This window comes from Shewanella sp. 5S214, from assembly GCF_041439795.1.
Lineage (GTDB): Bacteria > Pseudomonadota > Gammaproteobacteria > Enterobacterales > Shewanellaceae > Shewanella > Shewanella vesiculosa.
The window spans coordinates 46,010-60,705 of the sequence record NZ_JBGOOV010000028.1 but is presented as its reverse complement, the minus strand read 5'-3'; the positions used below and the strand labels follow the sequence as shown (position 1 = coordinate 60,705).

At 40.6% G+C, this 14,696-nt stretch carries 8 protein-coding genes; 6 read left to right on the top strand and 2 right to left on the bottom strand.

Annotation, left to right across the window (positions count from 1 at the left end):
- Positions 1-9: 9 nt before the first annotated feature.
- The 6 genes from ACED29_RS17000 (at position 10) to ACED29_RS16975 (ending at position 11,755) form a co-directional block, all read left to right on the top strand.
- The gene (locus tag ACED29_RS17000; RefSeq protein ID WP_124015898.1) at positions 10-1,374 is read left to right on the top strand and encodes a DUF1329 domain-containing protein; all 1,365 of its coding nucleotides are present in this window, start codon (positions 10-12) and stop codon (positions 1,372-1,374) included.
- 55 nt (positions 1,375-1,429) lie between these two features.
- Positions 1,430-2,440: a WD40/YVTN/BNR-like repeat-containing protein gene (locus tag ACED29_RS16995; protein WP_371698166.1), complete on the top strand. Its 1,011-nt coding sequence runs from the start codon at positions 1,430-1,432 to the stop codon at positions 2,438-2,440.
- A gap of 49 nt (positions 2,441-2,489) precedes the next feature.
- Positions 2,490-4,796 carry an RND family transporter gene (locus tag ACED29_RS16990; protein ID WP_371698165.1) on the top strand — a complete coding sequence of 769 codons (2,307 nt, stop codon included), beginning with the start codon at positions 2,490-2,492 and terminating at the stop codon, positions 4,794-4,796.
- Positions 4,797-5,124: 328 nt separating this feature from the next.
- Positions 5,125-9,972, top strand: a complete 4,848-nt coding sequence (locus tag ACED29_RS16985; protein ID WP_371698164.1) for an NAD-glutamate dehydrogenase — start codon at positions 5,125-5,127, stop codon at positions 9,970-9,972.
- 61 nt (positions 9,973-10,033) lie between these two features.
- On the top strand, positions 10,034-11,053 hold the full coding sequence (gene pyrD, locus ACED29_RS16980) for a quinone-dependent dihydroorotate dehydrogenase (protein ID WP_124015902.1): 1,020 nt from the start codon (positions 10,034-10,036) through the stop codon (positions 11,051-11,053).
- A gap of 168 nt (positions 11,054-11,221) precedes the next feature.
- Complete coding sequence (locus ACED29_RS16975; protein ID WP_124015903.1) at positions 11,222-11,755, top strand: cell division protein ZapC; 534 nt, start codon at positions 11,222-11,224, stop codon at positions 11,753-11,755.
- 268 nt (positions 11,756-12,023) lie between these two features.
- Here the strand turns inward: ACED29_RS16975 and dsbB are convergent, their stop codons facing one another.
- Both dsbB and nhaB read right to left on the bottom strand, forming a co-directional pair.
- On the bottom strand, positions 12,024-12,542 hold the full coding sequence (gene dsbB / locus ACED29_RS16970; RefSeq protein WP_371698163.1) for a disulfide bond formation protein DsbB: 519 nt from the start codon (positions 12,540-12,542) through the stop codon (positions 12,024-12,026).
- Positions 12,543-12,656: 114 nt separating this feature from the next.
- The gene (nhaB, locus tag ACED29_RS16965) at positions 12,657-14,249 is read right to left on the bottom strand and encodes a sodium/proton antiporter NhaB (RefSeq protein ID WP_182756660.1); all 1,593 of its coding nucleotides are present in this window, start codon (positions 14,247-14,249) and stop codon (positions 12,657-12,659) included.
- Positions 14,250-14,696: the final 447 nt, after the last annotated feature.

Here is a 14,696-nt window from a genome sequence, read left to right as displayed (position 1 = left end):
ATAATTATAATGAAGAAACTGACGATATTATCGGCAGCAGTGATGATCGCACTAAGTGCACCTGCTGCGCTGGCGAAAGTATCACAAGCTGATGCAGATAAATTGGGTACAACATTAACCCCTCAAGGTGCAGAAAAAGCGGCAAATGCAGATGGTTCAATTCCTGCTTGGACTGGTGGTATCACCAAGCCTATCGCTGGTTACACCAAGGGTATGCATCATCCAGATCCGTTCCCAGATGACAAAAGCTTATTTACCATAACCAATGCAAATAAAGCCCAATATGCTGAGTTTTTAACTCCGGGTCAAAACAAACTATTTGAAGTCTATCCAGATACTTACAAAATGAATGTTTATCAGACTCGCCGTACAGCGGCTGTGCCTCAATATGTTTATGATGCAACTAAAGTCAATGCTGTTGGTGCTGAGTTAATTTCTGATGGTAATGGTATTAAAGGGGCCACAATTGGCGTTCCGTTTCCTATTCCTGCTAATGGCCTAGAAGTCATTTGGAATCATATCCTGCGTTTTCGCGGTGTAGATGTCGAAACGTATCGTAGCCAAGCTGCACCTATGGCGAATGGTTCTTATACTCTAGTTGAAAACTCTGAGGAAATTCGTTTCGAATATTCGCGTCCTGAAGTGACTTTAGAGAAACTTAAAGAAACCAACACCTTGTTTTACTTTAAGCAAGTTGTGACTCAACCAGCACGATTAGCCGGTACTGCATTGCTGGTTAAAGAAACCATGGACCAAGAGGCGCTTCCACGTCAAGCTTGGACCTATAACACAGGGCAACGTCGCGTTCGTAAAGCACCTAACGTCGCGTTTGATACTCCAGGTACTGTTTCTGATGGTTTAAGAACAACCGATGATTTCGATATGTTTAACGGTTCTCCAATGCGTTATAACTGGGAACTCGTAGGCAAAAAAGAAATTTATATTCCGTACAACGACTATCGATTACATTCAGACAAACTAAAGTATGACCAAATTTTAAAACCGGGTCATATCAACCCTGAATTTGTTCGCTATGAAAAACATCGTGTATGGGAAGTGAAGGCAACATTAAAAGAGGGCATGCGTCATACCTATAAAACTCGCGTGTTTTATATTGATGAAGATTCATGGCAAGTGGCAGTAACGGATATATATGACAACCGCGACGAGCTTTATCGTGTTGGTGTTGCTCATCTTATCAATTACTACGAAGTGCCTACGTTGTGGAGTACCTTAGAAGTATTCCATGACCTTCAATCACGCCGTTATTTAGCGATGGGTTTAGATAACGAAGGTCGTATGTATAATTTTGATGCATCACTTTCTGAAGCTAACTTCACACCAGACGCATTAAGACGTGCCGGTATTCGTTAATAGCCATAATAAAATGGGGCGCCTAGCGCCCCTATAAATTTTAAAGGAAGTTTGTATGACGTTTAGCATGCTTCGCAGTATTGTGGCGATTGGGATTAGTGCATGTTTATATACTGCTTCAGTAGATGCCCAACTCGATCCGCTTTCAGTTCAAATTCAACCCTTAGCTCAATCCTCTTTATTACTTGATATTGCCAATGCGGGCGACAAACTTGTTGCCGTCGGTCAACGTGGCAATGTGTTGATATTAGAAAATAATCAATGGCATCAAGTCGCCACTCCCGTTTTGTCCCAGTTAACCAAAGTGTTTTTTTTCGACGACAAACAAGGTTGGGCTGTCGGTCATGATGCCACGATTATTCACACCCTAGATGGTGGTGAGACCTGGTCAGTGCAGATGCAATCAGCTGAAATTGAGAAGCCATTTTTAGATGTACGCTTCTACACTCCTGTAGATGGTATTGCGGTTGGGGCGTATGGATTATTTTATCGCACCGCTGATGGCGGTAAAACTTGGCAAGATGAGTTTCACCAAGAATTGCTCTTCGAAGATGATGTTGCTTATTTAAATGACCTTAAAGCAGAAGATGAAGCCTTGTATTTATCGGAGCGTGCGTCTTTATTACCTCACTTTAACCGTTTGATTCGTCTTGAAGATAAACGCTTATTATTGGTCGGTGAGCTTGGTATGGTGGCGGTATCTGATGATAATGGCCATACATTTACGAAAACCAATTTTGACTATGATGGCTCGATGTTCAATGCTATTTCGGTTGGTGATGATGTTTATGTAATGGGACTTCGTGGTCATGTATTTAAGTCAGATTTAAGTTTATCTGCATGGGAAGAAGTAGAGCTACCGGTTCAATCATCAATCAATGGTGCACTTGTTACATCTAATAATGACCTATACCTAGTCGGTAATGCTGGAATTGTATTATCAGTTGATGATGGTATAGCAACTATTGTTGCTAGGCGTCAAGGTGAAAACATTGTGGCTATTGCTAAAGACAGTAAAGGCCAATTATGGTTTGCCGGTTCTAAGGGACTGTTTCAGCTTGATTAACCTTTTGGTTAAATTGGACAATTAAAACAACAATAATAAGGCCGAAAAGATGTTAGAAAAACTGGTCAATGGATTTGAATCTCATTTATTTCGTAATCGAAAATGGGTCATAATTTCATTTATTTTTATTACTATTTTTTTAGGTTACCAAGCCAGCCAACTAAAAATGGATGCGGCTTTCAGTAAAAATATTCCTCTTAATCACTCTTATATGCAAACCTATACCAAGCATCAGAAAGATTTTGGTGGTGCCAACAGCATTATGGTTGCAGTTGAAGATACGAGCGGCAATATATTTAATCCGGAATTTTTTGATGCACTCAAAAATGTCCACGATCAATTATTCTTTATTCCTGGGGTAGAGCGTTCACAGGTTAAGTCACTTTTTTCGCCTTCAACGCGTTTTACCGAAGTCGTTGAAGATGGTTTTGCTGGCGGCCCAGTTATCCCTGCTGATTTCAGCAACGATGAGTATGGCCTTAAAGTGGTACGAGATAATATCGAAAAGGCTGGCATTGTAGGCCGTCTTATCGGTAATGATTATACTTCTGCCATGGTATCGGCCCAATTGATGGAGTTTGATCCGCAAACGGGTGAAGCCATTGATACAATTGCATTTGCCAATCAACTTGAGCAAGAGCTTCGCGGTAAGTTTGAAACCGATAAGATTAAAATTCATATCATTGGCTTTGCTAAAATGGCTGGTGATGTAGCAGAAGGCGCCAAAGGCGTACTTTTGTTTTTCTTAATCGCCATAGTCATTACTGCAGTGATGGTGTATCTCTTTTCCAAATCGATAGTGCTGACTATTTTACCATTGATGTGTAGTTTGGTTGCGGTATTTTGGCAATTAGGCTTATTGACGGTTATCGGATTTGGCTTAGACCCAATGTCGATTTTGGTGCCATTTTTGGTATTTGCCATTGGTGTCAGTCATGGGGTACAGATGATCAATGCTGTGCGTCGTCGCGTGCTAGATGGCCAGACGACGAAAGCGGCATCTGCATCGGCTTTTCGCAGCTTGTTAGTGCCGGGTGGCGTTGCGTTATTATCTGATACAGTGGGTTTTTTAACCTTACTTTCGATTGATATTGGTATTATTCGAGAGCTGGCAATTTCTGCATCATTAGGTGTTGCAGTGATTATTCTCACTAATCTTATTTTGCTTCCTTTAGTGATTTCGTATTTCGAATTACCGACTAAGCAAGATAACCCACAGAAACGTCAACAAATAGAAAATATTTGGCGTTGGCTGTCTAAGTTTGCCACTCCGAAATATGCTGTAGTGGTATTGATTTCAACAGCAATACTTTATGCCGTTGGTTTTCAGCAAGCGTCAAAAATGCAAATTGGTGATTTACAGGGTGGGGCGCCAGCGCTACATCAAGACTCTCGCTATAACCAAGATACTTTCTTCATTACCAAACATTTCTCTATAACAACCGACGTTATGTCTGTGATTGTAGAAGCCACTCCTGAAGCTTGTACATATCATTCTGTGTTATCGCAGATAGATCAGTTTGAGTGGATGATGGCTAATACACCTGGGGTTGAGTCAACCGCGAGTTTGGCATCGATTGCCAAAAAAGTGAATGCCGGTTTTAACGAAGGTAACCCTAAGTGGGAGATTTTACCGCGCACCACAGCCAGTCTAGTTCAAGCCGTGGGTCAAGTTCCAACCACATCGGGTTTATTAAATAGCAACTGCTCTGTTATGCCGGTTTACTTGTTCTTAAAAGACCATAAAGCAGAAACCATTGAGGTGGTTGTTGATAAAGTTAAAGCTGTTGCTGCTGAGCTTAACTCCGACACGTTACAATTTAAGCTAGCTTCGGGTCCGGTTGGCGTTATGGCTGCAACCAATGAAGCTGTAAGTGAAGCTCAGCTGCCAATGATGTTGTACGTTTACGGTGCAGTGTTTGTCTTATGTTTAATTAGCTTTAAGTCACTCAAGGCAACGATAGCAGTGATTATCCCACTTTATGTGGTATCGACGTTAGCACAAGCCTTAATGACTTTGCTCGATATTGGTCTAGCAGTCAGTACCTTACCTGTTATCGCCTTAGGGGTGGGTATTGGTGTTGATTACGGGATTTATATCTTATCGACCATGTCCAACAAGCTCAGTAATGGCATGCCTGTGCAACAAGCGTATTTCGAAGCATTGGTTGAGCGTGGCAGTGCGGTGATATTTACCGGGCTAACTTTAGCGATTGGGGTGAGTACTTGGTTCTTCTCCGACCTGAAATTCCAAATGGATATGGGAATTTTGCTGACTTTCATGTTTTTAGTGAATATGCTGGGGGCAATTATTATTCTTCCCGCACTTTCAGCTATGTTTTGGAGAAAAAAGTAACTAAAACATGCAATTAAATTAAAAAGGGAGCTTAGCTCCCTTTTTTGTTTTGCATAGTTACTCTATGCAAACGACTTAAATGTCATTTTAAGTACCAATCTATGCTGTCGAGTGGATTTATAGAGGATGTACCACTAAAATTTTCCTCGATATAGCAGCAATTTAGTAATAAACTTTGCATCAGATCTCAATTATGAGTTTCTTTTGTTAAACTAAAAACAGTTATTTACGTGATACACACAAAATGACTCGGACCTACAGAATCAACAAGCCGAAGCATCCATATAATGATAAGAGCGCTGCCATAGACGCTTAAGGAATCTGCAACATGGCCTTGAAAGATGCAATGCCTTCAGTACTACTGGAAAATGTAGTCAATTTAATTCACACAAAAATCCCTCATTCTCAAGCCAAACAAGTTGAGCAATTTGCTAATTGCCTCTACGCCCATATGTCAAAAGACGATCTCAATGCTCGTAATGACAGTGATTTATATGGTGCCGTATTGAGCCTTTGGAATGCGCTGAATAAAACCGCGCAGGACGAAACTCACATCCGAGTGTTTAATCCTAGCCAAGCAAAACATGGCTGGCAGTCAACTCACAGCATTATTGAGATTATTCAACTTGATATGCCTTTTTTGGTTGACTCGCTCTCAATGGCGTTAAATCGAATGGGCATTACCGCTCATGTGATGTTGCATACGCCATTAGCGGTCGTGCGTGCTGCTAACAACAATGTCACTGATGTGTCATTTGTTAATGAAGCTACAGAAGGCAGCAATAATGTTGCGGTTTTCTTAGTCGAAATTGACAAGCAAAATAGTGATGCCGACATCAAGGCGATTGAGAAAGAGATTCAATCTGTCTTAGCGGATGTATCAGCGTCGGTCAATGATTGGCAATTAATGTCAGACACATTAACCGATACCATTAAACAATTACCTTCACGGCCATTTCCTGGTGAAAAAGCGGAACTTCAAGAGTCTGTTGATTTTTTAAACTACTTGAACAACCACCATTTCACTTTGCTCGGTTATCGCTATTATGATTTAAAACGCGTTGAAGGTGATGTTGAGCTTGTCCCTAATATTGAATCTAGCTTAGGACTAATGAACCGTTCAAAAACCTCACACAGTGAGCGCGGTTTGTTACTTTCAAGTTTATCTGATTCTGCCCGCAAAGAGGCATTAGATGAAAGCTTACTTGTTCTGACCAAAAGCTCTGCCAAAAGCCGTGTGCATCGTCCAGCTTACGTAGATTATATTGGCGTTAAACGCTTCGACAAAAAAGGCAACGTAATTGGTGAAGATCGCTTCATCGGTTTATATGCTTCTAATCTTTATAACCGTAGTCCACGCGAGATCCCATTGTTGGGAGAAAAAGTTCAGCGCATTCTTGATAACTCAGGTCTAGCGCCGCGCTCTCATGACTATAAAGCGTTAATGAACATCCTTGAAAACTTACCTCGTGATGAGCTAATCCAAGCTAAAGACCATGAGCTGTCTAATATCGCTTATGGCATATTGGAAATGCAAGATCGCGATAAGTTAAAGTTGTTTGTTCGTAAAGATGGCTATGGCCGCTTCTTGTCGTGTTTAGTGTATGTGTCTAAAGACCGTTATAACACTAAGTTACGCCAAGATACTCAACGCATTCTAGCGCAACATTTCAAGAGCAATGAAGATGTTGAGTTCACAACGTATTTTTCTGAGTCTACTCTGGCTCGAACTCATTATATTATCAAAGTTGATAATAACAATATGGATGTTGATGTGGCCGCTATTGAAAAAAATCTTATCGAAGCCGCTCGCTCGTGGGATGATAAATTGCACACAGCGTTAAATAATACTGTCGGTGAACAAGCTGGTACAGGACTGACAAAACGTTATTTAAATGCTTTCCCACCTAGCTATAAAGATGATGTTCTTCCAAGCTCAGCTGTAGTTGATATGCAGCATCTAGAAGCATTGGATGATGAACATAAGTTAGGCATGTTATTTTATCAACCACAAGAAACAGCATTAAACGACAATAAAGTGCGTTTAAAATTGTTCCATAAAGACGAGCCAATTCACTTGTCTGACGTATTACCAATGCTAGAAAACTTTGGTTTACGTGTGATCAACGAACGCCCATATGAAGTGAAAACTAATGATGGTGCTACGTTCTGGATCTTAGACTTCTTAATGACAGTGCAAGGCGCAGCGACAGAAAACCTTGCTGATAGTCAAGATCGTTTCCAAACAGCCTTGTTACAAGTGTGGCAAAAGAAGTTAGAAGACGATGGCTTCAACCGCATGGTACTTTCAACGGGCTTAAGTGGCCGTGAAGTGTCTATTTTACGTGCATATGCTAAGTACATGCGCCAAATTGACGCTACATTCAGTCAGTCTTACATTGAAGAAACCTTTAGCCGCTATCCAAAACTTGCGGATTTATTGGTTAAGATGTTCATTCGTAAGTTCAATCCTAAGCTAAAGACACGCACCTTGAGTAAATTCCTCGAGCAAGTGAATATTCAGCTTGATGACGTTTCAAGTTTAGATGATGACCGAATTATTCGACGTTATTTAGATTTAATTAATGCCACGTTGCGTACTAACTTCTATCAAACTGCGATTGGCGGCAAATCAAAGGATTATATCTCATTTAAATTTGCACCGAGCTTAATTCCAGAAATGCCTAAGCCGATGCCTAAGTTTGAGATCTTTGTGTATTCACCTCGTGTTGAAGGTGTCCATCTACGTGGCGGTAAAGTGGCTCGTGGTGGTTTACGCTGGTCAGATCGTCGCGAAGATTTCCGTACTGAAGTGTTAGGCTTAGTAAAAGCACAACAAGTTAAAAACACCGTGATTGTGCCTGTAGGCGCAAAAGGTGGATTTGTGTGTAAGCAACTGCCAACAGAGGGTGGCCGTGAGGCTTTATTCACCGAAGGACAAGAGTGTTACCGTATCTTTATTCGCGCATTATTAGACATTTCTGACAACATAATTAACGGTGAAGTTGTTCCGCCTGCAGATGTTGTCCGTCATGATGAAGACGATCCTTATTTAGTGGTTGCAGCCGACAAAGGCACCGCGACTTTCTCAGATATCGCTAACGCGATTGCGATCGAATACAACTTCTGGTTAGGCGATGCGTTTGCCTCTGGTGGTAGTAATGGTTATGACCACAAGAAAATGGGGATTACCGCACGTGGAGCTTGGGAATCGGTCAAACGCCATTTCCGTGAAATTGGTGTAGATTGCCAAACCACTCCATTTAGCTGTGTGGCGATTGGTGATATGGCGGGTGATGTATTTGGTAACGGTATGTTGTTATCTGAGCAAACTCAATTGGTTGCTGCATTTAACCATATGCATATATTTATCGACCCAACGCCAAAAATTGCCGAAAGCTATGCTGAACGTCAGCGTTTGTTTGTCTTGCCACGCTCAAGTTGGGAAGATTATAACGCCAAACTGATTTCTAAAGGCGGCGGGATCTTCTTACGCTCTGCCAAGTCAATTAAATTGACCCCAGAAATTAAGCAGATGTTAGCGACTGATAAAGACACCATGAACCCAACCGAACTGATGAAAGAACTACTGAAAATGCCAGTAGACTTGATTTGGAATGGTGGTATCGGGACTTATGTTAAGTCGAGCAAAGAATCTCATGCTGAAGTTGGCGATCGTGCTAATGACACTTTACGCGTTAACGGTAAAGAAATTCGCGCCAAAATTATTGGTGAAGGCGGTAACTTAGGTTGTACCCAATTAGGCCGTATTGAATACTGCGCTAATGGTGGCCGTATGAACACCGACTTTGTTGATAACGTTGGTGGTGTTGATTGCTCAGACAACGAAGTTAACATCAAAATTTTCTTGAATACCTTGGTAGCAGAAGGCGAGTTAACGGTTAAACAACGTAATCGTCTACTTGAAGACATGACAGATCAAGTTAGCGAGATTGTCATTCAAGACTGTAAAGATCAGACTCGTACTATCTCTGTGACTCAAGTCGATGGCGTGTCGCAGTTGAAAGAGCAAATTCGTTTTATTCAATATCTTGAAAAAGACGGCAAGCTTGATCGCGCGCTTGAGTTTTTACCTACTGATGACGATTTAGCTGAACGTTTAGCCAATGGACGCGCGTTAACTCGCCCTGAAATATCGGTATTAGTTGCGTACGCTAAAATGGTATTGAAAGAGCAATTAGTGACCCCTGAAATCACTGAAGATGCATTTTTAAGTAAATTGCTAGTGGCTTATTTCCCTAAAAAGCTTCAAGCAAAATATGCTAATAAAATGACCACTCATCCTCTTCGCGGTGAAATTATTGCTACATCATTGGCCAATGAATTAGTTAATGATATGGGCTTTAATTTTGTACAACGTATGCAAGATGAGACCGGTGCAACAGTTGCTGAAGCCGCCATTTGTTACACTATGGCCCGAGAAATCTTTGGCCTTGATGACTTAACCACTTCAATTACTGATTTAAGTGGCGTCATCCCTGCAGTGGTGCAGGGTGAAATGTTGCATCAATTACGTCGCAGTATGCGTCGCGCGTGTCGTTGGTTTATCCGCCATCGTAATCGTGCTCATGATATTGACCAAACTATTGCGTTCTTTAAGCCAGTATTTGAACAGCTTAAAGCCAATGTTGACCAATACATGATAGATGCTGAAGTGAAAGTAATTTCTGCTGAGATTGCTGCGCTAACCACCGAAAATGTTCCTCAAGCTGTTGCACAAGTTGTGGCTAAAATGAGTACATTATTCTCAGCGTTAGACATTGCACAAATTGCTCAAATCGAGAACAAGTCAGTTGAACTGGTATCTGAAACTTACTTTAAACTCGGTGCAAAAGTTGAGTTACATTGGTTCTTAGAACAAATCAGTGCTCAACCTGTTGCTAACCATTGGCAAGCACTTGCCCGTGCAGCATTCAGAGAAGAACTTGATTGGCAGCAACGTGCATTAAGTTCTGCTGTATTACGTACTTGTACCGAGACTTGTGATGCAGATAGTGTGATTAATCAGTGGATTGAACAAAATAAGCCTTTACTCGAAAGATGGTATCACATGCTAGCGGATTTCAAGGTTTCTCAAACCCATGAATTTGCGAAGTTCTCAGTCGCCTTACGGGAACTGAACTTACTGATTTTACATTGCGTAGGTCAGAAGTAGTTTTTATAATGTGAATAAGCCCTGGCGATTGCCGGGGCTTTTTTTAGGTCTAGGAGAAAACATGTTTTACAAACTTGCACAGAAAGTAATGTTTCAGATGGACCCTGAGTTAGCTCATAATCTAGCGATTGGTAGCTTGAAAATTACCGGAAATAACCCATTAAACTGTTTCTATCGTCAACAGGTTAAATCCGCTCCTGTAACCTGTATGGGCCTGACGTTTCCTAATCCTGTTGGCTTAGCTGCGGGATTAGATAAAGACGGCGAGTCAATTGATGCTTTTCATGCGATGGGGTTTGGCCATGTTGAAGTCGGAACCGTAACACCACGTCCGCAACCGGGTAACGATCAACCAAGATTGTTTCGATTAAAACCTGCTAAAGGGATTATTAATCGGATGGGTTTTAACAATAAAGGTGTGGATAATCTGGTTCGTAATTTAATGGCCAAAAAGTCTGACATTATGGTTGGTGTGAATATAGGTAAAAACAAAGATACTCCAGTAGAGCAGGGTAAGGATGACTACTTGATCTGCATGGATAAAGTGTACCCATACGCCAGTTATATTGCGGTGAATATCTCTTCACCAAACACCCCAGGTTTACGTTCAATGCAATACGGTGAGTTACTTGACGACTTACTCAGTTCAATTAAAGCTAAACAAACAGAATTAACCGCTAAACATGGCAAATATGTCCCGGTTGCGCTCAAGATTGCGCCTGATTTAAGCTCAGACGAGATTAAAGCGATTGCGGATTCGTTACTGAGTAATCAGTTTGATGGTGTGATTGCGACTAATACAACATTAAGCCGAGATACTGTAACTGGTTTAAAACATGCCGAAGAAATGGGCGGTTTGAGCGGTAAGCCTTTGACTGATTTATCGACTCAAGTGATCAAACAATTAGCGATCTGTTTGCAAGGTAAGATCCCGATCATTGGTGTTGGTGGGATCAATAGTGCCGCAGATGCGATAGCTAAGTTTGATGCAGGCTCAACTATGGTGCAGATATACTCAGGTTTTATTTATCAAGGACCTAAATTAGTTGATCAGATCGCAAAGGCATATTGTTCAAAATAGCGCCTAAAACAGCTTTGCATTGATCAAAAATCATGCCGCGATCGAAATTTTGATCGTTCGATCGCGCTAACACTCTGAAATTTATGTTATAATTTATAATTAAATTTTGATATTGAGTGAAAAATCATCTAATATATAAGCGTGTTCAATATTTAGGTGTAAATAGTCATGTTATTAATGCCAAATAAGGACTGGCATTGGGAATACAATGAAAGCTTGAAGCAATTAAGTATTTCGTTGGGTTCTGAGATGGAGTTCTTAACGCCATATAAGACAAAATTGTTAATTCCAGATGCTCTTAAGGCAGCTGAATTTAACCTTGAACACGCCAAATTTTACATTAAAATGCTCGAAACCCTTCCTAAAGTGTTGCATATCTCTGATGCAGGTATTGTACAAACTGCACTGAACGCAACTGCCGCGCATTTTTTATTACAATCACAAATGCCTAAATCTTGGTTTTTTGACGTCAGTGATGAGTGTGTTTATTGTGATGTGGGTAAGTTGTTTCAGCTCAACTGCGGCTACTCTAAAGTATTGGCGTTAGTTATTGCAAATGGCTTACAAGCAGCAACTGTGATGATTTTGTCACAATACTGTCAGCTATCTGAAAATAAATCATTAGCACAATTTGATATCATAAAAGTGATGCATAATCGTTTACATCCACTGCGTAAAGCTAAGCAAGTTGTCGCTGCATAAAAGAGTTGAATAGATAAGACACTCGACTCAATTTGTTCACTAGCTAGCATGTGCGGTTAGCGTATAAAAATAGTGCGAGTCTACTTCTATTGATAAACTTGCTAAAGTTTAATTCGCATGTATTATTCAAATCGCTATTTTATCAGGCGCGTCCGCCTCAATATTAAGCATTCATCGCTTATTCAGCCCTTTATTTGGCCTGTTATTCGAGCTGATTTTTAATCAACAATACTTAATCTAGTGCAATGGAATGACTCTAAGGCATTAATTACTGACTCTTATTAGTCGGTTTAAGTGCCGGTAACAAGACGATTAACCAAATCAAACCGTAAACAGCAAATCCAACCATCATCCACTGCGCCATACTGACAGACAACCATGACCAAGGCGAGTCGCTACACATGCCTGTCGGCGAAAAGACGGAAGGTAACCAAGTGTCTAATGGCATAAAGCTTGGGAACTCAGGATAAAAGGAACACGTCTCAAATGGTGATGGATTAACTTGCATCTGGTGTAGCTCATAGGCTAATTTAAATCCCCAAACAGCTGATACTCCCCAGCTAACGATTGCGACCAAGCGTAAAAACCACACTTTGGGTTGTAGTATACCCACAAGCCCAGTCAATATAAGACCCAATACTGCTACACGAATGTAAATACACATCACACACGGAGCGAGATCCATTCCATATTGAAAAAAGAGTGCCGCCAACTCTAGTCCTATGGCGGATAATAACAATAAACCCCAAGAAAGACGGCTATGACTAAACTGTTGTAATGGTGACAATGTCGGATTCCTAAGTGTGCGAAGAGATAAAAAAACACCCTCAAATGAGGGTGTTTAAACAAACTATAGTGACTTTAAAATAATTTATCAGCTAAGTCCATTAAGCTGATGTAATTAATGTCCCATTGCCGCGCCACTTAAGTCTTTAGCTGAGTGGTGAATAATTAATTGGCTCTCATATAATGTGTTAGTCATGTCGGTTAAGAAACCTGTCTCAATCGCCATTACCCCCACAATCGATAGCACGATAGTATAGGGTAGTGCCATCCACACCATGCGGCCATAAGACAAGCGAATAAGTGGCGCAATAGCAGATGTTAACAAGAATAAGAATGCCGCTTGACCGTTTGGTGTCGCAACCGAAGGTAGGTTAGTACCGGTATTAATTGCTACAGCTAGTAAGTCAAATTGGTCTCGAGTAATTTGGCCACTCATTAACGCAGATTTTACTTCATTAATGTAGACTGTACCCACAAACACGTTATCACTCACCATAGACAGTAAGCCGTTAGCAATGTAGAAAATAACTAACTGCATGTTGCCTTCATAACTCAATGCCCATTGGATCACTGGAGCGAATAAATCTTGATCAATGATGACACCTACGATGGCAAAAAATACAGCAAGTAACGCAGTGAAAGGCAACGCTTCTTCGAATGCTTTACCTAATGAATGTTCGTCTGTAATGCCATTAAATGCTGTAGCTAAGATGATGACAGATAACCCAATCAAGCCAACAGAAGCTAAATGAAGTGCTAAACCAGCAATTAACCACACACCAATAAGAGCCTGAACGACGAGTTTCATTTTATCTTGGTTGGTTCTGTGTGAGTCTTCATGAGCAGCGTAATCAGATAAGATCCTATGTACCGCATCAGGTAATTGGGCTCCATAACCAAATACTTTGAATTTCTCGACAAGAAAACATGTTAATATACCGGCAATCAATACCGGCATAGTCACAGGTGCCATACGTAAGAAAAACTCACCAAATTGCCAATGGGCCTGCGCCGCAATGATTAAGTTTTGCGGTTCACCCACCATAGTACATACGCCACCCAGTGCAGTACCGATACCTGAGTGCATTAATAAATTACGTAAAAATGCCCGAAACGATTCTAATTCTTCATCATTTAATTGTCCGCTAGACTCAGACGTATGGTCGTGACCGTTACTATCACTAAAACTCTTACCCGATGCGACTTTGTGGTAGATAGAGTAAAAACCGACGGCAACAGCAATGATCACCGCAATTACGGTTAAGGCATCTAAGAAGGCTGATAAAAAAGCTGATGCAGTACAAAACATCAAAGAAACGATAATTTTTGAGCGTACTTTAGTGATCATTTTGGTAAATACAAACAGCAATAGCTGTTTCATAAAGTAAATACCAGCGACCATAAATACCAACAAGAGCAATACTTCTAAATTAGCTTCTATTTCATGTAGCACTTGTGAGGGCGAAGTCATTCCTATGATGACGGCTTGAATGGCTAAAAGACCACCCGGTTGCAGTGGATAACATTTTAATGCCATAGCTAAAGTGAAAATAAATTCCACCACTAGCACCCATCCAGCGACAAAAGGATTTACATAGAAAAAGAGCAGGGGGTTGATGACTAAAAATGCCAAAATTGCGTATTTGTACCATTTAGGTGAATTACCTAAAAAGTTAACAAACAGCGCCTGACTTTTGGTTGCCTGCATAGCAGCCTCTCCGATATTGTGATTGTTACAGTATTGGTACCATTTTTGATGCTAGCAACACATTATTATTTTCAACAGAACTGGGAGAATAGAAGCAACTTCATATTAAAAACTTGATGGATATCAACTTTTCATTAATTTGCGCCAAATAACCTATCGAGGCAAATTGAACATTACCGTCTATTTATTGTTGTGAAATTATAGTGTCTTGATATAGCAAACAATGTGTTAGCCTACATAATTATGCGGCAAACTCGATATGGCTCTTGTATTTTCGCTGCTAGTGTAGCTCAAACAAAATTGAATTGTAATGTCGTTATTTGCTCCCAAAAATACTACATTACATCAACAAGCTAGCTACATGAGTATATACTAAACTTGTGTTATTTTATCGATAAAATTGCTATAGGTTTATGATTTTAGTAATTTAATGTGAATAGTATCTGA

What these genes read in the sequence shown, in the direction of transcription:
- nhaB (WP_182756660.1), bottom strand. Translation starts at nt 14,249, where the DNA reads ATGCAGGCAACCAAAAGTCAGGCGCTGTTTGTTAACTTTTTAGGTAAT.
- pyrD (WP_124015902.1), top strand. Translation starts at nt 10,034, where the DNA reads ATGTTTTACAAACTTGCACAGAAAGTAATGTTTCAGATGGACCCTGAG.
- ACED29_RS16985 (WP_371698164.1), top strand. Translation starts at nt 5,125, where the DNA reads ATGGCCTTGAAAGATGCAATGCCTTCAGTACTACTGGAAAATGTAGTC.
- ACED29_RS16990 (WP_371698165.1), top strand. Translation starts at nt 2,490, where the DNA reads ATGTTAGAAAAACTGGTCAATGGATTTGAATCTCATTTATTTCGTAAT.
- ACED29_RS16975 (WP_124015903.1), top strand. Translation starts at nt 11,222, where the DNA reads ATGTTATTAATGCCAAATAAGGACTGGCATTGGGAATACAATGAAAGC.
- ACED29_RS16995 (WP_371698166.1), top strand. Translation starts at nt 1,430, where the DNA reads ATGACGTTTAGCATGCTTCGCAGTATTGTGGCGATTGGGATTAGTGCA.
- ACED29_RS17000 (WP_124015898.1), top strand. Translation starts at nt 10, where the DNA reads ATGAAGAAACTGACGATATTATCGGCAGCAGTGATGATCGCACTAAGT.